The organism is Saprospiraceae bacterium, from assembly GCA_016713025.1.
Taxonomy (GTDB): domain Bacteria; phylum Bacteroidota; class Bacteroidia; order Chitinophagales; family Saprospiraceae; genus OLB9.
In genome coordinates, this window is sequence record JADJPZ010000004.1 from 2487571 (window position 1) to 2507361 (window position 19791).

The window sequence follows — 19791 nt, forward strand, 5'->3', positions numbered from 1 at the left end:
GATACTAGTTTACACAATCTTTCTTACACTCCCTTTCTCCAGGCAACTTTGATGTTGTACGTAAACATTTGTGATAAAGTTTAAGTTGTTAATTAATTTTACTTTCTCCCTTCTCCTTTCTCCCTTCTCCTTTCTCCTTTCTCCATTCACTCCATTCTCCTTTCTACATTCTCCTTTTTACCCATGCTTGCCCTATTATCCCTAAAGGAAATCCGCTCACTTTGTGCACTTTCCTTTCTCCATTTTCCTTTCTCCATTCTCCTATCTCCATCATTCCATTCTCCCTTCTCCCTTCTCCCTTCTTCCCTTCTTCCATTTTCCTTTCTCCATTCTCCTTTCTCCATTCTCCTATCTCCATCATTCCATTCTCCTTTCTCCTTTCTCCTTTCTCCATCATTCCATTTTCCTTTCTCCATTCTCCTTTCTCCGTTCTCCTTTCTCCGTTCTCCGTTCTCCCTTTTTACCCACGCTTACCCTATTATCCCTAAAGGGAATCCGCCCACTTTTTGCACTTTCTTTTGTCCACTCTCCTTTCTCCATCATTCCATTTTCCTTTCTCCATTCTCCTATCTCCATTCTTCCATTCTCCGTTCTCCTTTCTCCTTTCTCCATCATTCCGACCTCAGCGACTTCACAGGATTCATCAATGACGCCTTTATCGCATGATAACTAATCGTACAGAAAGCGATAACCAAAGCTGTGACACCAGCCAATCCGAAAAACCACCATTGGATTTCTATTCTGTAGGCAAAATCGTTCAACCATTGTTCCATAAAGTAATAAGCAAAGGGTGCTGCAATAAAGATAGAAATCAAAACAAGAAGCATAAAATCTTTGCTAAGTTCCCATATAAGTCCGGCTATCGACGAGCCCAAAACTTTGCGAATGCCTATCTCTTTAAATCTATCTGTAATATTGATGACCGCTATGGCGAATAAACCAAGGCAGGATAAAAATATCGCCAGAATAGCCGCATAAATAAACATTTGCGTAAACCGTCGTTCTGCTCTGTATTGTTCATTTCTGTTTTCATCAAGAAATGATCCAAGGTATTCAGAATTTGGTGCGATCTCTTTATAACTTTTTTCGATAGCTGCTAAGGTTGCATCTACATTTTTGTCCGCTATCTTGATGAAAATATATGTATATGGAAATCCATTAATCATGAGCGTGATGGGCTCGATATTGTTTTTGAGTGATTCAAAATGGTAGTCTTTGATGATGCCTACTATGACTTTGCCTTCATTTAGAGCAATCTTTTTGTCTATGAGATCCTTACTACCCAATACTTTGGCCATGCTTTCATTGATAATACATGCACCAGTAGAGTCAGAAGGAAAACTTACTGAAAAATCTCTGCCATCTTTGAGTGTGATACCCATAGTTTTTAAGTATTCGAAATCAACGAATAGAGCATTTGTATTGACCACTTTGCCTTCATGCATGATGCCATATTGCGACTTTGATGACGAGCCATCTTTACCAAAACCGATATTATTATCAGCCGCTGTGATATTGATAATATTCGGTTGACTACTCAGTTTGGTCTTGAGCAATGCCAACATCCTGCTGCCATCTACTTCCCGTCCTACTGGCACACTGATGACATGATCCTGGTCAAGGCCCAGTGGTTTAGTGCGTAAGTATTGTAATTGTGACCATATGATGATCGTACAACTGATTAGAAGAACAGAGATTGCAAATTGTTTCACAATCAAAGTTTTTCGTAGTAGTCCCGATCCGATGCTGGTTTTCAGTTTACCTTTCAGGACTTCTATGGTATTAACTTTGGAAATAAACCAAGCAGGATATCCACCAGCAATAAAAGTAATAAGTAAAAAAACAAGAGTTAAAATACCAAGGATAGTAGGATTGTAAAGCAGTTGGAAATTGAGTTTTGTTTTGAATAAAGCGTTGAATCCTGATAAACTAACATTAAAAAGTAATAAACCCAACATGAAAGAAATCAGACAAGTCACCAAAGCTTCACCCCAAAACTGACCCATGACCTGACCACGTATTGCACCCAGGGCTTTGCGTATGCCTACTTCTTTCGCACGAAGTATGGACCGTGAGATACTCAGATTTACAAAATTAATACATGCTATAAATATAATAAAAATACTGATAATCAACAGTGTATAAGGATAAACTATGCTTACTGATCGGCCGCCACCAACATTTCGGTCAAAATGCTCCTTACCAAATGGCAGCATTTTTGCACTGATAATATCTCCATTTTCATCAGGTTTGCCACCTTCTTTTTTTACCTGTTCGATGGCGTCTTTATAATATTTGGGAGCAAAAGATTTCAGGCTTTTCTCCAGTTCTGAATGTGTAATGCCTTCGTGTACCTGTACATATAAGTTGGAATTTGAATGATTCCAATTGTCTTTACTGGATTCGTAATCAGGTTCAATTTCATAGCGTACCATCATGTCATTTTCGATGCTGGTATTTTCAGGTAGCTTGGCTGTAATTCCGCTCACTGTCAGTGGCATAGGTTTGTCACCTATTTCTGCCATGATTACTTTACCCATGGCTGGTTCGTCACCGAATATTTTTTTGGCCACATCTTCGCGCAGTACAATATTACTCAAATCACTTAGTGCAGTCTCTGCTGAGCCTTCGATAAAATCAAAACTAAACATCTTGGCATAGTCTGCATCGACCGCCAAAGCACCTTCTGAGATGGTTTTATCCTTATATTTTACTACAAAACTGATATCCCTTATCCTGGAGATATGTTTTATTTCTTTTTTATAGTCTGCCACTAAAGCATCTTTCACGGGAGCAGGCACAGTACTACCAAAATTTGTCTCTTCGGCTCTATTTACTTTGAGATAATACTTGTAGATATCATCAATATTTTGGTGTACATGATTGTAAGTAAACTCCTGATAACTAGTCAGAAAAAGAAGTAAGCTTGCCGCAAAAGCCAGTGAAAGGCCTACAAGATTGATCAATGAAAAAGTCTTATGTTTCCAAAGATTCCTAAGTGAGATGTTGAAATAGTTACGGAGCATGATTTTTGACGGAGACCGGATTCCGAAACACCGGAAAACGGATATTATCCCCATTTTATATTATTAAAAATTTTCTTTTCTTATTCTAATTAATTTTGAAAGCTCTAACGGAGACCGGATTTTGCGGAGGTCGGAACCCGGATGTACAACAAATTCCATTTTCCAAATTCCATTTTCCATTTTCCGTCCTCCTTTCTCCATTCTCCTATTTCCTTTCTCCTTCACTCCGTTTTCAAACTTTTCACCGGATTCATAAGTGCCGCTTTGATGGCTTGATAACTGACAGTAAAAAATGCTATTGTAAATGTCAATATGCCAGCCCAAACAAATACCAGCAGATTTATATTTATTCTGAATGGGTATTTTTGTAACCATTGCTCCATAATCCAATAAGCAAGCGGACTCGCAATTACTATAGCAATAAGAATAGGGGCAATAAAATCTTTGGACATCAGAAAAATGATTTGTTGGATGTCAGCCCCTAAAACTTTACGAATGCCAATTTCTTTGATCTTATTTTGTGCAAGAGAAGTGACCAAACCAAACAGCCCCAAACATGTAATGAAAATAGTCAGAAAAGTAAACCACTTCGCCATAGCAGACAACCTTGCTACGTTTGTAAATTTCTGATTGTATTCTTCTTCCACAAAACTATATTCAAACGGGTAGTTGGGGTTGTATTTTCTAAAAATCACTTCTGCTTTTGCCAAGTTTTCTTTAATGGGTTTTGTAGAATTGTATTTAACATGAACAGCATTAAACATACTCATTTTGGGACCAGCAATTGTCACAGCACTGATTTCTTGAAAAGGCGATTGCATTATAAAATCTTTAACCACACCTATGACATAAAACTCCCAGCCGCCATCTGTAATTTTCTCCCCAATTGGGTTTTTAAAACCCATCATTTTTTTCATGGTTTCGTTAATTATAATTCCTGAAGAGTCAGTCGGATAGGCTTTTAAATCAAAATCTCTACCATCTATGATTTCCAACCCAAGCGTTGTTGCTATTTTATCGTCACCTCCAAATCGGTCTACATTTCGGTGGTCATCATCAGCTTTGCCTCGCCATTGCATTCCGCCAGTATTGCTCCATGTTTCGGTGATGGGTGAAAAAGTTTTGACCACCGAAACAGCAATATCATTTTTGATTAACGCTTCTTTAATCACATTGAAATTTTTATCAATATCCCCTTCCATTGCATGAAAAATAAGATTCTCTTTGTTATAACCCACTTTTCGTTTTTGAGCTTGATCTAATTGCTTTGTGATAATAATTGTACACGAAATGAGCAAAACACAAAAAACAAACTGAAAAACAACCAGTACTTTTCTAGGTGTGAGAGTCGAAGGAATATTGATATAACTACCTTTTAACACCTTCAACGGATTGAAACTCGATAGATACAATGCAGGATATGATCCTGCTACCAAACCGGCGGCTACAATGAAGGTAAAAGTGTAAACTAGCCAATGTACATCTAACCAATTAATGATTATTTTTGAATCAATAAGTTCATTAAACTTAGGTAGACTAAGAGTGGTGATGAACATTGCCAAAATAGCTGCTAATACTGCTGTTAAGAATGATTCTGTATAAAATTGTTTTATCAATGAGAGACGATTGGCTCCTGCAGATTTTCTAATTCCTACTTCTTTGGCGCGTTTGTCACCACGCGCTGTACTAAGATTTATAAAATTGATACAAGCAATCAATAATATCAAAAGTGCTATTACCGTAAAGTTTCGGACAGTTTCGATTTTTCCGCCTTCTTCTATGCCGTTTTTAAAACTCCCATAAAGGCGTAGTTTGGCAAAAGGGTAAATAAATGTTTCCCAGTTAGCTGTCTCTTGATCATAATTCTTTCGTAAATGCTTGACTTTTTCGTTAAATGCTACATAATCGACATTTTTTTCGAGCAAAACATAGGTTGTTGTGGAGTTATTACCCCAAAATAAGCTTTCTATATTATGTGCTACTTTAAAACGCCAAGGAACTAAGCAATCAAATTTAAACTGAGTGTTTGTTGGCAAATTATCTAAAACACCCGTTACCATAAAATCAGACTCATTGTGAAGCTTGACGATTTGACCTATCGGATCTTTGTTACCAAATAGTTTCTGAGCAAAGTCCTTGGTGACAACTATATTATTGACACCATTTAAACAAGTCTTTGGATCACCTTTGAGCAGCGGGAAGGTGAAAACATCTAAAAACGTGGAATCAACAACCTGAACAGTACCTTTCAATTTGGTTTCTTTAAATTGCATTAAAGCCTTATCAGGCCAATCTGTTCTAACCATTTTTTCTATCTCTGGATAGTCTTTTTGCAACATCACACCCATGATTTGTGGCGTAACGTTCCAGCAATTAGTTTCTCCTTTGTCAGTAACTCTGTTCCAAGCCTGAAAGATTCGGTCTTTATTTTGATGCGTATTTTCAAAGCTTTTCTCGTCATTGACCCAAAGTAAAATGAGTGCCGAAGCAGCAAAACCAATTGTTAAACCCAAGATGTTAATGAGCGAATATACCCAGTTTTTTTGCAGATTTCGCCAAGAGATTTTTAGATTATTTAGAAACATGACTTAGTGATATTTTAGACAGTTAAAATATTTAATAAATTGTTTACAAGCATTTTTAGAAGCAAAGTTGATTTGCCAATAAGCTCTTTTAAAAGCAGGATCATTAACATCGGTTATAGCAGTGCCTTTTTGAAGGAAAAACTCCACACTATTGTCAGAACCTAATTTTATGTGTGTATTCTCACTTATTGGAAAAACATGATTATTGATTTGCAAAGCAGGTTTATTTTTGAGATATTCAATTTTTATGTTTTCTTCCGATTTTTTTTCAATTAGTAAACTTCGGATTTTGGAGAGTGAAGCATCCAAACTACAATTTTGAGCCATGATAAGCTGAGAAAAACCAAAAAATATTACGTTAAATATAATGAATACTCTCATAATTCACTCCGTTTTCAAACTCTTCACAGGATTCATCAATGCCGCTTTGATAGCTTGATAACTTACTGTCATTATAGTGATCGCTAATGCACCAGTACCAGCAGTTACAAAAACCCACCAACTGATTTCAGTTCTATAAGAATATTTTTGCAACCATTCATGCATAAAATAATGAGCAATTGGCGCAGCGATTAGGCAAGAAATAATGACCAAAATCACGAAATCTTTTGATAATAATTGCCACAAATTGGCTATCGAAGCACCTAGGACTTTACGGATACCAATTTCTTTGGTGCGTTGTTCCGCTACAAAGCTAGCAAGCCCGAATAGTCCTAAACATGATATAAAAAGGGATAGAATAGCAAAAAAACTTATCAAACTGGACATCCTTTTTTCTCTAAAAAACTTTTCATTAAAGCGTTCGTCGGCAAAAAGATAATTAAAGTTGCCCGCTGGGTCGTAAGTTTTTAATACTTTTTCCATCTTAGCGATTGATTCTGAAGGGCTTATCTCAGGCTTTAACTTTATGGTTATGAAAGGAGCATTGGCTTTTATAACTTCAAAAACGGTGGGACGAACAGGGTCAAAGGGTGAATCCATGACAATGTTTTGCACCACACCAACTACCGTAAGAGGCTTGCCATTTTTCCTAATCAACTGATCGACAGGATTTTTCAAGCCCATCATTTTTACGGCTGCTTCGTTCAAAATCACTGCGTTTGAATCACTCGAAAAAGCCCTTGAAAAATCTCGGCCCTCAATGACTTTCCAATCTATGGTTTTTCCGAATTCGGGCGTTACATTTAAAGAAACCAGATCTTCAGCATTGGAGTTTTTCTCTGGCCAACTGTAGGCACTCGAATAATGCCATGATTCTGACATTGGGCTATTGATTTCGGCCATTTCTACGATAGCTCCAGAGTTGAGCAAATCTTGTCGCATGGCATAAAAATGACCTCTTAAATCTTCATTATTTTTGCGTATTTGCACCAAGCCTTTAGTATCATAGCCCAATGGTCGATTTTTAGTAAACTGAATTTGTTTATAGATGATTGTCGTCGAAATTATCAAAACAATGGAGATACTAAACTGAAAAACCACAAGTCCTTTTCTTGAAAACAACTCAAATGAGCTACTTTGAATTTTACCTTTTAACACCTTAACAGGCTGAAAAGAAGAAAGGTATAATGCTGGATAGCTTCCTGCAAATAGTATCAAAAAACCAGAAAACAAAACAATTTCAGACCAAAAAGCTGGATTTCCCCACGGAAATTCGATTTTCTTTTCGGCCAGTTCGTTGAATAACGGTAAGGCTATTTGAGCCAAAACAATTGCTAGCAAAGTACTTAGGAATATAGTCAGAAACGTTTCAGCATAAAATTGCCCAATAATTTGACCTCTGCCCGAGCCTATGGCTTTTCTCACTCCAATTTCTTTGGCACGTTTTTCTGACCGTGCTGTACTCAAATTCATGAAGTTAATGGCTGCCAAAAGTATTGTCAGAATGCCAATTAAGCCAAAAATCAAGATATTATCTTTTCCAGTAGAAACCGGCAAACCATTTTTGTACTCGGGATATAAATGCCAAGTATCCATCGGATACAAAAACAAAGCTGGCTTTGAAGGGTCTTTGGTAACTTTATAGATTTCGTCTTTTATCAATGTCGATGCCTGTTCTGCCGAAACATTTTTTGCCAATTTTACATATATTGGAAAAGAATTTTCGTCCCAAAGTTTTTTTGCACTTAACCAATCTTCCTTTTGCAAGTAAGAATCCATCGACGAAAAAAACGATGTGCTGCGATAAGTTGAATTTTGTGGCAATGATTTGAACACACCTACAATTTTAAATGGCGTATTTTTATCGAGATGAACGGTTTGATTTAGCGCACTTTTATTCTCAAAAAGAGCATCTTTTGTTTTGTCAGAAATAAGAATTTCAAAAGGTGCTAAGGGGAAGATTGGCGAGCCTTCCAAGATTTGCAAATCAAGGATTTTTTCTCCACCAGTTTCCATAAACAAACCTCGTTTTATGATGGTTTTATCGTTAACTGTCAAGCTTTTTTCACCACCGTAACTCGACGCCACAACTTCTTCAAAATAATTTCCGTAAGATTCTCTCAATTTAGCAGCAAGTGGAATCGACATAGATTGCTCGGTAATGATATTGCCATTGAAACTGCGGTTTTTCTGCAACATTGATATCCTATCATGCTCTTTATGATATTTATCAAAGTTAAGCTCATCCAAAACCCAAAGCCCAATAAGAATAGCCACCGCCATCCCAAAAGCAAGTCCTCCAATGTTGATAAGAGTATAAACTTTGTTATTTACAAGGTTTCGCCAAGCGATTTTGAAATAATTATGGAGCATGGTATTAGGTGTCAGGGTTTAAGGATTGTCTATTTGTCATTAGGTTGTTCGTTTATTCGTCATTCTGATTGTTCGTCATTCGTCTTACTCCGTTTTTAAACTTTTCACTGGATTCATTATAGCTGCTTTTATAGACTGGTAACTGACCGCTAAAACAGTAATAGATAAAGCGCAAATCCCAACAATTACAAATACCCACCACTGTATATCAATACGGTACACAAAGTCAGACAACCATTTATCCAAAAAGTATTTTCCCAATGGAAATGCAATCACCATCGCTATAAATACCAAAATGATGAAGTCCTTAGATATTAATGAAGCAAGATTATACAAATTTGCTCCTAATATTTTTCGTATTCCTATTTCTTTAGTTTTTTGTTCAGCTACAAAAGCTACTAGACCTAAAATACCCAAACAAGCTATCAAAATAGAAAGAATAGAAGCCACCCGGTATAAGAAACCAAGTTGAGTCTCAGACTTGTAATAACTTTGCATTGTTTCTTCATAAAACTTTCCTTCAAAGACTACTTCTGGATAAACTTCATTAAATATTTTTTCTACTTTTTGTACAGTAGATGGAATATTATTGGAAGCAAGTTTAACGGCTCCATGCCAATAGTATTTGGGACCTTTTGTCATCAATAAAGGAGCTATTTCTTCCTTGGTTGAAGCTACATGAAAATCTTTAACGACCGCTATGACAGGATGCGGATCCCATCCACCCACCTGGATATTTCTACCAATAATTTCTTCTGGATTTTTGATGCCTAATTTCTTTACAGCTGTCTCATTCACCACCAACTTACGCAAAGTATCTTGCTCTTCGTACACCTTGCCTGCTACAACTTCAATTCCAAAAGTTTCAAAATAATCTGCGTCTATGAGTTTTAAATTAAGATTATAGGCTTCATCTTTTGGCCTACCGTCAAAGCTAAAATTAACTTCCCATTCATTATCTGAAGAAGGAGCATCATTGCCAAAAGTAGTAGATTTCACTTCATTTAGTTCTTTTAATTTTGCTTTAAAAGTTGCATTTCTATCTTTATACTCCGTATCCATTCCAAAAGTATAGACTCCCTCTTTCTTAAATCCTGTATCTATATTGTGAACATATTCCATCTGTTGATAATTTACAATAGTACCTACCATCATGAGCAATGCCACCACAAATTGAAAAACAATTAAGCTTTTTCGCAATGATATATTACTTCCTAAAGATGGACTGACTGCATTTTTGAGAGATTGAAGTGGCTTAAAGGATGATAAGACTATGGCTGGATAGAATCCTGAAAGTAACGTTACAAAAATTAACAACAAACCAATAAATGCCCATAACCTTAAATTAGTAAATGGGTTGTGTTCTAATGGAAAGTCAAAAGTTTTATTAATTAATGGAAGACTAATCGAAGATATCAAAAGGCCAATGAGAATTGAAAATAAAACCACTACAAATGTCTCTGTCATGAATTGGCCAACTAATTGATACCTTTGACTCCCTAGTGTTTTTCTAACTCCTACTTCTTTTGATCTCTTACTTGCTATTGCCGTGGCAATATTGATAAAATTAATACATGCGATAAACAAAATAAGTAATCCTACTAACCCTATACTGTAAATCTTTGTTTTTGAGATGGTTCTACCCTTATAATTACCAAATCGATCGTCAAAATGAAAAGTACCAATTGAGCCTAAAGTATGAACCTTTGTGTCATTAGATTTTTTAGGGTCAAAATGTTTGGTAGTAAAATCTGCCAATAATTGGTTGGCTTTACTTACGGAAAAATTATTAGGTAATTCAATAAATATCTTATCCATACTGCTGGTACTACCCCAATTGTCAAATTCTCCAAAACCCCAATTGCCAGGATCAGCTCTTTTTGTTGCATAGGAGAATATAATATCCATCGGAAAATCTGTATTGAGTGGCGGATTTTCTAAGATTCCTCCCACCTTCATTGTTGTTAAGTTATTCACCTTTATATACTGACCAACAGCTTTGGATACATCATCAAAATACTTCTCAGCATATTTTTCACTTAGCACCACCACTTTAGGCTCATTAAGAACTTCTGGCTTTCCAATTTTCCATTTAAAATCAAATACCTCAAAGAACTCTGGTCCCACGCATAGACCTTGATTCTTTTCGTTATATTTTTTTGAAAAGTTATTACTATTAGGATCTTGCCCAATTATTGTTATTTGTGGCTCAATTGTACCACATACTGGAATGACATTTTTAAATTGAGAAATCTCTGATTTGATTCCGTCTATCATAGCAAGACTAGTTCCTGAAGTGTAGTGAATTTCGCCATCTTCTGTGGTCACCTCTCTCTCTATCAAATAGATATTATCTTTCTTACTGTGAAAAGTATCAAAACTCAACTCAAAGTAAATCAAGCTAAATATTAAAATAGACGAAGCAATCCCAACTGCTAAACCGATTACATTTATTGCAGTATAGCCTTTATTTTTTTGAATGTTTCTCCAGGCGATTTTGATGTTGTTTGTGAGCATGATTTTTAAAGATTTGCACTATTAGTTGTTAGCTATTAGCTGATTATTAAATAATTTGGTTTCTTGAGCTTAAAAGCTAAATGCTGATAGCTTTTGGCTAACAGCTTTACTCCGTTTTCAAACTTTTCACAGGATTCATCAATGCGGCTTTGATAGCTTGATAGCTCATCGATAATATTGAAAAAATAAAAGCAATGATTCCCGTTACAGCAAAATGCCACCATGAAATATCTATTCTGTATGGAAAATTGCCTAACCATTTTTCAATAAAATAATAAGCTACAGGAGAAGCTATGATCAATGCAATGGCTATTAAGACTACAAAATCTTTGGATAGTAAATGGATAATGCTTGGAATAGAAGCACCAAGGACCTTTCTTACTCCTATTTCTTTGGTCCGCGATTCAACGGTAAAAGTAGCTAAGCCAAAAAGCCCCAGACATGCTATAAAAATTGCCCAAATAGCAGCAATCGAAAACAAAGACCCATATTGCTGTTCAATGGCATAAGACTTATTAAAATTTTCATCTATAAACGCATATTCAAAAGGATTGCCCTGAAAGTATTGTTTGTAAAGGCTTTCCAATGAGCCGATTTTATCACTCATATTTTCAGGAGTCAATCGTACAGTGATATATTCTGATGATGCTTGTGGATAGAATATGATAGGATCAATTTTATTTTTCAAACTCAGGTGATTATAATCTTTGATCACACCAATGACATCCAAATATCGTTCATCCCATTTTATTTTTGTTCTTACGGCGTCTTCAGATGATACAAACCCCAATTCTCTTACCGCCGTTTCATTTAATATTACTTTGCTATTGTCATTCCATTCTACATTACATTCAGCATTGGTAAAATTTCTTCCTGCTACTAATTTTATGCCATAAGTATCAAAATACCTTTCACCTACGATGCTGAAGGCATACGCTTTTGTCTCATCACCAGCCTTAGAGCCGGGTTGTGTAAAACCACCGGTTCTGAAATTATATCCTTTACTCGGCACACTGCCTGAACCGGCAAAATCTTTGACAAAACTCTGTCTTTCGAGCTCATTAAAAAAAGCAGTTTTTCTTTGTGTATAGGTACTGTCTTTACCTATTTCAGGGCCATTTATGACCAGTAATTGATTAATATCCAGCCCTTTGTCTCGATTTTTCATGTATTGCAACTGACTATAGATCAATACGGTCGCTAATACCAATGCTATAGAAATTCCAAACTGTGAGACTACCAATGATTTTCTTAGGAAAACACCACCTGAAGATTTTGCCATCTTACCTTTTAGTGTTTTTATAGGATTGAATTTTGATAAAAGAAAAGCCGTATATGTTCCAACTGCCAAAGAACCAATGAGCATGACTCCTAGACTCATCACCCACAACGGTGAAGCAGCTAAATGCATAATTGTTAGAGATTTCCCCATTAAATCATTAAATAACGGTTGAATCGATATGATAATAATACCTGCTAAAACAACGGAACAAAGATTTACAAAAATGGATTCACACAGAAACTGATAAACCAGATTGCTTTGTGTAGCTCCTATCACCTTGCGCACACCAACCTCACTTGCACGTTTCATGGCATTAGCGGTACTAAGATTGATGTAATTGAACCATGCAATCAACAATATCAAAAAAGCTATACCCATCAGCATATAAACATATTTTACATCACCGGAATGCGGAAATTTGTCATCAAAAGTAGCTCCCAAATGGACTTCTGAAAATGGCTGAAGTCTGAATATAGCGCCATCACTATCTTGATCAAACTCCTTCCTCAGTGCATTTAATTTGTCTTCTACTTTGGAGTAATCAGCGTTTTCATTTAATGAAAAGTAAGTATCTATGTATTGAGATCCCAGATTGTCTAACTCAGCCCAATCATTACCATTTAAGTTTGCAGGATTTTTAAGGGTTTGTAAAGAGAAAAACATATCGTAATTGATACTTGAGTTTTCGCCTATGTTTTTAAAAATACCACCTACTGTATAATTCTGCGTTCCAAATTGATTGCTGAGTATTAAAATCTTCCCTATAGAGTTTTCATTTCCAAAATATTTATTGGCGTGATTTTCTGATATGAATACAACATTGGGTTTGTCAAAATCTTCAGGTCTTCCGGCTGCAAGTGCAAATGAGAAAAAAGTAAAAAAATTGCCTTCAGCATAACTCACTCTTTCTTCTTTAAAGGATGTGTTTTTGTTATTGGATTTCACTACTCCTTTGCCGTTGCCGTCATCAAAACGGCAAAATTCTTTGATTTCTGGAATTCTCTTTTTAACCAAGTCTGCCCATCCCGGTGCATGCTCTTTCCACATATCACCTTTGGGACTTTCATTGAGAAGTCGATAAGTCTTATCTATTTGTGTATGGAACTTATCCACTGATTTTTCCAGACTTACATATTGCAGTATAAGTATAAAAGCTGCCATACCCATAGCCAAGCCACCGATATTTACCAGCGAATACACCTTGTTTTTCCAAAGGTTTCTATATGCTATTTTGAAGTAATTAGTGAGCATTTTTATTAAGCTTTGAGCTTCTAGCCATTAGCTATTAGTTGATGAATACAAAGAAAAAGATTTCTAACAGCCGATAGCTAATTTCTATATTACACATGAAAATTCTCCGTCACAATCTTACCATCAAATAGATTGATAATCCTATGCGAAAATCCTGCATCATACGGTGAGTGCGTTACCATAGCAATCGTCGTTCCTTCATTATTGAGTTCCTGAAGGAGTTTCATCACCTCCTCACCGTTTTTGGAGTCGAGATTTCCTGTAGGTTCGTCGGCAAGGATCAATTTCGGTTTCGCTACGACTGCTCTTGCTATGGCAACTCTTTGTTGCTGACCACCTGACAATTGCTGAGGAAAGTGATTACGCCTATGCATCATACTCATACGCTCCAGAGCAGCTTCAACTTTAATTTTGCGTTCAGCTGTTGGTATTTTCAAATATAAAAGGGGCAATTCTACATTTTCAAACACTGACAGTTCGTCTATCAAATTAAACGATTGGAATATAAAGCCGATATTGCCTTTTCGGTGCTGCGCTCTTTGACGTTCGCTCATTTTGGCAACTTCGGTACCATAAAAATCATAAGATCCTTCAGACGGATTGTCAAGCAAACCCAGGATATTTAATAGTGTAGATTTGCCGCATCCTGAAGGTCCCATGATAGCGACGAATTCACCGTCTTTGATTTCCATATCGATACCATTCAGCGCTGTGGTTTCCACTTCTTCGGTGGTAAATATTTTTTGAAGATTTTGTACTGAGATCATATTTTTATAATTGTTTTATGAATTTATAATTTAATTTGGAGCGTGGAGAAAGGAACTAGGAACTAGGATATCGCCTAAGTTTTCTTAATCCACATTATTCTTTAAAAAATGGTATAAATTTTGAATTATCATGAAAAAAATATTTTAAAATGTCAAAAATTGAGTCATTTGAAGATTTACATGTCTATCAATCAGGCCTATCTATGGCAATAGATTTGTATAAAAAATTAGCAAATTGCAAAGAATATTCACTTAAAGATCAAATTTGCCGATCTGGTGTTTCTATTCCATCAAACATTGCCGAAGGTTTCGAACGTGATTACAACAAAGATTTCATCCGTTTTCTCAGAATTTCAAAAGGGTCATCTGGCGAATTGAGAACCCAAATTTACATTGCTGAAGCCATCGGAATCATCGACCCTGAAACAGCAAAGGACATCATAGCAAAATGCCGCCATATCTCTGCCATGCTTGGAAGTCTAATCAGAACAAGACAGGAAAAATTTAAATAATTTCTTTTCCATTCTCCTCGTTCCATTTTCTCAGTTTCATTCCCTTCGTTCCTTGTTCCTTTCTCCTTGCTCCATTTTACCCGTTTCCTTATTCCATTCTCCTCGTTCCATTTTCCAAGCTCCATTTTCCAAGCTCCATTCTCCTCGCTCCATTCTTCTCGTTCCATTCTCCTTAATTCCCAATCTCCAACACCTCCTTATCTCCATAATTACCATAAGAACTCGTAATCACTTTATCTCCTACCTTCAAACCATCGAGTACTTCATAATAATTTGGGTTCTTTCGACCGAGAGAAATTTTGCGTTTGACAGCACGTTTGCCATCTGATTCTACTACATATACCCAATTACCACCTGTATCTGAGAAAAATCCTCCGACAGGCAGTAAGATAGCTTTTTGAGATTGGCCAAGTTCCAGTCTGACAGGTGATGATTGACCTCTGCGAATACCATCCGGTGCGCTTTTGGCGAAAGTCATATCGACGGCAAACCGACCGTTGTTAACTTCAGGGTACACCTTGAAAATTTCCATTTCGTATTTGCCACCATTAAACTCAAAGCTTGCTTTCAAGCCGGTAAATATTCTTGAAATATAATGCTCATCTATACCAGCTCTTAGCTTAAAGCCATTCATATCGTCTATCTGACCAATATTTTGACCTTGATTGATATTAGAACCGATCTCTACATTGATCGCGGACAATAGTCCTGTCACAGGTGCTTTCACTACTAGGTTTTCAAGTGTCTGTCGCCATAGATCTACGTTTTTCTGAGTTCGAGCCAGAGTACCTTCCAGTTGTTTGATTTGTAGCTCAGCATTTTCTTGTTGATATTTCTGAGATTCAATTTCGATTTGACGTTGTTTTACGAGACGATCATATTCTCTTTTGGTTCTTTGGTAATCTAGGTCTGAGACCATATTGGATGATTTGAGTTTTTCGTTTCTGTCCAGCACATCTTTTGCTTGAGCAGTCTGAAAATCTAGGTCACTTAATGTTTTCTGAAGATTGAATCGCTCAACTTTGAGTCTTTGTCTCGTATTTTGCAGATCATTGACCAATCGGCTAGCTTCTGTCTCGGACTGAAGGAAATTAAGTTTTAGACTTTGGTTTTCTAGTCGTAGGATGATATCTCCAGACTTAACCATATTGCCACCATCTACGAGCTTCTGGGTTACATATCCACCGACGATGGCATCAAGTTGTATTGTTTTCAGGGGTTGGACAACGCCTTGTACTATGATGTATTCGTCAAAACTGCCATCTTTGACTTCAGATACAGTAAGTTTTTCAGCATCTACATTGAGCTTAGACCTTTTGTCTGCAAATCCAAACTGCCAAACCACAAAAGTCAAAAAGAGCATTGCTAGACTACTCAAAACTATCCGCTGTCGGTTCCAGAATTTTTTGGTATTACTTTATCCATTTTAAATATTCATATACTTATAGCCATTATATTACCATCAGTGTGCCAAATATTTAAAGGTCTGTATTACAGCTTATTAAGAATTTATTGCCATAATTGTTTGTCCGATTTTGGACGGATGTGTACGGTGTCGAAAGTAGATCTTTTCGTTTTGTGGATTTAAAAATTACTAATTGTTTATAGTCTTATTTAGGTCAAATAAATAGAATTGGACGTTTTCACCAAAATCATTATCTACAGTAACTTCAAGAATGCTTTTTGGATCTTTCCAATTTAAACTAAAAATGGGATCATGGTATCCTTTTAGACATAATAATGTATCAAGCAAAACAGAACTATCTTTATGCATATTTTTGATAATTAAATTATAGTGGCTAAGCGTTTTATTAGTTTTAATTTCTGCCATATATTTATTGTTTAGCGATATTGAAGTTTTTATAGTTTTATCATATATGATTCTATTCGGTTGAGTACATTGAATTGAGCTAATGATAAACAATGCTAAAACTATGGCATAGATTTTTATTGATTTAAAAAATGACATTTGGTTCTGGAGATTTTGTAATAACATCAATAAACTTTAACAATAAAGTAAACAGGTAAAATTTACTTATCTATAACTAATACACACCTCTATAAATATCCGCCATATTTAGATCTACATCCAATGATTCCAGCTTAAAGGTATCGTCTAAGGATTTATATTCCCTAAGTATCCACTCATTATTGGATTCTTTGAAATATTTTTCCGCATGTATCGACCCTGTAGAATCTATCACTAAATATTCCCTTAGACTGGCAATATCTCTGTAAAGCATAAATTTAGTACCACGATCATAATCACGTGTACTTTCAGACAGGATTTCTATGAGCACAGTCGGGTTGGTGACAGTATCAAATACATTATCCAATTTTTCTACTTCACCGCAAATGACGCTGATATCTGGATAAGTGTAAAGCGAATTTGTTTGGGCATGGATCCTGAGATCGCTGTTATATGGCACACAATTTTTATTCTTCAAACCACTTCCTAATTCAACAAAGGTATTTGAAGCTATTCGATTATGTTCAACAGTAGCTCCCGCCATAGCAAAGATTTCTCCCTGATAATATTCATGCTTTTCTACGGAGTTGATTTCCAATTCCAGGTATTCCAATTCTGATACTAATTTTTTTTCAGGTAAGCCCAATCTTAAAAAATTTATACAAAGTTAAGTTATTTTGGTGAAAATAGTACCCAATCTAGAGTATGTGTGTAAGGATGTCATTCATTGATAGTCAAAGCACCTTTAAAAAATAGATGTTGTAACCATGACTTGATCGAATACGTAATAGCTATAACAAACTAACCATCACATCATGTATTCTGTCAGACCTTTTTCATTGCTACTGTTGATATTCAGCATATGCATTCATCTTTCATACAATTACAGTTTTCGTCATGAAGTCAAATTGAATAAAATATTCGTATCTAATAGTCAAATATATTTAAATGGTAATGCAACTATTAATGTGAAGAGTCACACTAAAAATACTGTCGAATACGACATAGCCAACAAGGAAGAAAAACAGTTACAGGTCGAAGTCATCCAAGACACCCTTTTCATCACTCAAACCATCAAAAAGAAAACCATTTTTAATATATTTTCAAACAGAGATGACGATGATTTCCCGATATTAAATGTCCTGATTCCGAACAAAATTGATGAATTACAAGTAATATTATTGAAGAACGGCGATATTATATTTGATACTTCCTTGACAGCTAATGAGGTATCCATGGTGGTCATTGGTAACGGGGATATAATGTGTAATAGTGATCTCTTAACGCAGAAATGCAGGTTGGAAGTCAAAGGCAATGGCGACATCAAAGTAAATCAAATTAAATCTGACCTTCTCGATTGTGCAGTTTATGGTAATGGTGATATCAAAATAGACCAAATTACTACCAAAAATCTTATAGGAAAAGTTGATGGTAATGGTGATATTGATTTTGGTCATGGAGTAGCTGATGATATTGTCACTCCCAATGGAATCCGCGGTTTGATTATTAGTAAAGTTTCAAAATCAAATTAGAGTATGTTTAAACAAAATCATTGCGTTCTTTAAGCTATTCTTTTAAAACCAATTTTGTTTTGAGTATAAATTCCATCACAATTAACCTATCATTAAAACTTACAACAGCCTAAACTATTTGAAAATTTCTGTTGAAGAAACAATTTGAAACCTCATTTTTGTTAAATTTTTCATAACAATCCTGCTCAAACCACCATTGTTTCAACAATGGCTTGCTGAAAGCGTTATATTGCTTACTTTTGTGGTTTTTATTGTTCACTCATTTTCAAAAGTTCATCAACTACTTATCCTTTTACGACAATAAAATAACAAAATTTGTTGACAGAAATTTACATTTAACCTAAAAATAGCATTCTTTAATTATTAAATTTTAAAATTTTATGTCTTTTATTAAGCATTATTACATAGGTTTTTTAGCTATTCTTTTGGTCGCTTCATGCGGAGCGTTAAAAGGAACAAAAATAACAGGCACCCTTACCGGAGCAGAAAACATGACTGTCTATCTGGACAATGTCACTTTGACCCAGCAACCCAATATACTTTTGCAGGAAACTGTTGGGGCTGATGGAAAATTTTCATTTTCACTGCCCGATGGTATTAAAAAAGGGATATACCGACTTCGTATTGGTGAACAAGCTGCCGAAATTATTTCAGACGGTACGGAAAAAGAAGTAACTTTTAATGGTAAACTTACAGATCTAAATGAATTTAATTACAAAGTTACAGGCTCAAAGCTTACTGAAGCGTACTTTCAAACTGTCCGAAGTTATATAGATCAAAAAATGGATGTTCCGGCACTGACGACTTACACTGGTAAAACAGCAGACCCTTTGGTGGCTTATCAACTTGCTGTAAGGTTATTCACCCTAAGACCTGAATTCCTCGATCTGCATAAAGAAGTAGCAACAAAACTTACTGCGCAGGATGCCAAATTCGAACTGGCTAAAGAGTACAATCAGGTCATCGGCCAATTGGAACAACAAATGCAAATGGAAGCATCAGCTGCCAAAATAAGAGTAGGTGAGGACGCTCCTGAAATCGCCCTGCCAGGTCCTGACGGCAAAGTGAGAAAACTTTCAAGCTACAAAGGTAAAGTAGTATTGATCGACTTTTGGGCATCTTGGTGCGGGCCATGCCGAAAAGCCAATCCACATGTGGTGGAAGTGTATCACAAGTATAAAGGAAAAGGTTTTGATGTATTCTCTGTATCATTGGATGGAATAGACAGCAGAACTGCTCAAAGATTCACTGATGCCGCACAACTGAAGGAACAAACAGATGCTACTAAACAAAGATGGATTGCAGCAATACAGCAAGACCAACTTGCATGGGATGGTCATGTCTCTGATCTCAAAAAATGGGAATGTGCGCCAGCTCAGGTATATGGCGTCAGAGGTATTCCTCAGACTTTTCTGGTAGGAAGAGACGGCAAAATAGTCGCTGTCAACCCAAGAAATGATCTTGAAGAACAAGTGCAGAAGTTTCTGTAAAAATAATTTCGGTTAAATCATATGAAGAGTCATTGTGAAAACGATGGCTCTTTTTTTTTAGTTATTGAACGGTCAAATAATGTGTCTATAATCTCTAATAAATTAA

Annotated in this window: 16 protein-coding genes; 3 read left to right on the forward strand and 13 right to left on the reverse strand. The window is 35.9% G+C overall.

The window, feature by feature from the left end:
* Positions 1–146 precede the first annotated feature (146 nt).
* From IPK35_16850 to IPK35_16890, 9 genes are all read right to left on the reverse strand, one after another.
* Positions 147–416 (reverse strand): hypothetical protein, encoded by a 270-nt coding sequence (locus IPK35_16850; GenBank protein ID MBK8054886.1) that lies wholly within the window; start codon positions 414–416, stop codon positions 147–149.
* Complete coding sequence (locus IPK35_16855) at positions 394–615, reverse strand: hypothetical protein (protein MBK8054887.1); 222 nt, start codon at positions 613–615, stop codon at positions 394–396. Before IPK35_16855 ends, IPK35_16850 begins: the two co-directional genes overlap by 23 nt.
* Complete coding sequence (locus IPK35_16860; GenBank protein ID MBK8054888.1) at positions 612–3026, reverse strand: ABC transporter permease; 2415 nt, start codon at positions 3024–3026, stop codon at positions 612–614. Before IPK35_16860 ends, IPK35_16855 begins: the two co-directional genes overlap by 4 nt.
* A 221-nt stretch (positions 3027–3247) precedes the next feature.
* Positions 3248–5611 carry an ABC transporter permease gene (locus IPK35_16865; protein ID MBK8054889.1) on the reverse strand — a complete coding sequence of 788 codons (2364 nt, stop codon included), beginning with the start codon at positions 5609–5611 and terminating at the stop codon, positions 3248–3250.
* A gap of 3 nt (positions 5612–5614) precedes the next feature.
* On the reverse strand, positions 5615–5992 hold the full coding sequence (locus IPK35_16870) for a hypothetical protein (protein ID MBK8054890.1): 378 nt from the start codon (positions 5990–5992) through the stop codon (positions 5615–5617).
* Positions 5993–5995: 3 nt separating this feature from the next.
* The gene (locus IPK35_16875) at positions 5996–8365 is read right to left on the reverse strand and encodes an ABC transporter permease (protein ID MBK8054891.1); all 2370 of its coding nucleotides are present in this window, start codon (positions 8363–8365) and stop codon (positions 5996–5998) included.
* A gap of 84 nt (positions 8366–8449) precedes the next feature.
* Positions 8450–10882 carry an ABC transporter permease gene (locus tag IPK35_16880; GenBank protein MBK8054892.1) on the reverse strand — a complete coding sequence of 811 codons (2433 nt, stop codon included), beginning with the start codon at positions 10880–10882 and terminating at the stop codon, positions 8450–8452.
* A 106-nt stretch (positions 10883–10988) separates the two neighbouring features.
* A complete protein-coding gene (locus tag IPK35_16885) occupies positions 10989–13415 on the reverse strand; it encodes an ABC transporter permease (protein ID MBK8054893.1) in 2427 nt (808 codons plus the stop codon).
* A gap of 89 nt (positions 13416–13504) precedes the next feature.
* Entirely contained in the window at positions 13505–14182 is a 678-nt protein-coding gene (locus IPK35_16890) for an ABC transporter ATP-binding protein (protein MBK8054894.1), read from the reverse strand.
* Positions 14183–14331: 149 nt separating this feature from the next.
* Between IPK35_16890 and IPK35_16895 the strand changes: the two genes are divergently transcribed.
* Positions 14332–14694 (forward strand): four helix bundle protein, encoded by a 363-nt coding sequence (locus IPK35_16895; protein MBK8054895.1) that lies wholly within the window; start codon positions 14332–14334, stop codon positions 14692–14694.
* A gap of 36 nt (positions 14695–14730) precedes the next feature.
* Here the strand turns inward: IPK35_16895 and IPK35_16900 are convergent, their stop codons facing one another.
* The 4 genes from IPK35_16900 to IPK35_16915 all read right to left on the reverse strand — a co-directional run bounded on the left by IPK35_16900 (position 14731) and on the right by IPK35_16915 (position 17324).
* The gene (locus IPK35_16900; GenBank protein MBK8054896.1) at positions 14731–14877 is read right to left on the reverse strand and encodes a hypothetical protein; all 147 of its coding nucleotides are present in this window, start codon (positions 14875–14877) and stop codon (positions 14731–14733) included.
* Positions 14867–16057, reverse strand: coding sequence for an efflux RND transporter periplasmic adaptor subunit (locus IPK35_16905; protein MBK8054897.1), 1191 nt, complete (start codon positions 16055–16057; stop codon positions 14867–14869). The genes IPK35_16900 and IPK35_16905 overlap by 11 nt, the downstream gene beginning before the upstream one ends.
* A 231-nt stretch (positions 16058–16288) precedes the next feature.
* Positions 16289–16525, reverse strand: a complete 237-nt coding sequence (locus IPK35_16910; protein MBK8054898.1) for a hypothetical protein — start codon at positions 16523–16525, stop codon at positions 16289–16291.
* Positions 16526–16739: 214 nt separating this feature from the next.
* On the reverse strand, positions 16740–17324 hold the full coding sequence (locus IPK35_16915; protein MBK8054899.1) for a Uma2 family endonuclease: 585 nt from the start codon (positions 17322–17324) through the stop codon (positions 16740–16742).
* 154 nt (positions 17325–17478) lie between these two features.
* On the opposite strand from IPK35_16915, the gene IPK35_16920 reads away from it, so the two are divergent.
* Together IPK35_16920 and IPK35_16925 are read left to right on the forward strand one after the other, a co-directional pair.
* On the forward strand, positions 17479–18195 hold the full coding sequence (locus tag IPK35_16920; GenBank protein ID MBK8054900.1) for a DUF2807 domain-containing protein: 717 nt from the start codon (positions 17479–17481) through the stop codon (positions 18193–18195).
* A 380-nt stretch (positions 18196–18575) separates the two neighbouring features.
* Complete coding sequence (locus IPK35_16925) at positions 18576–19685, forward strand: AhpC/TSA family protein (GenBank protein MBK8054901.1); 1110 nt, start codon at positions 18576–18578, stop codon at positions 19683–19685.
* The last annotated feature ends 106 nt before the right edge of the window (positions 19686–19791 follow it).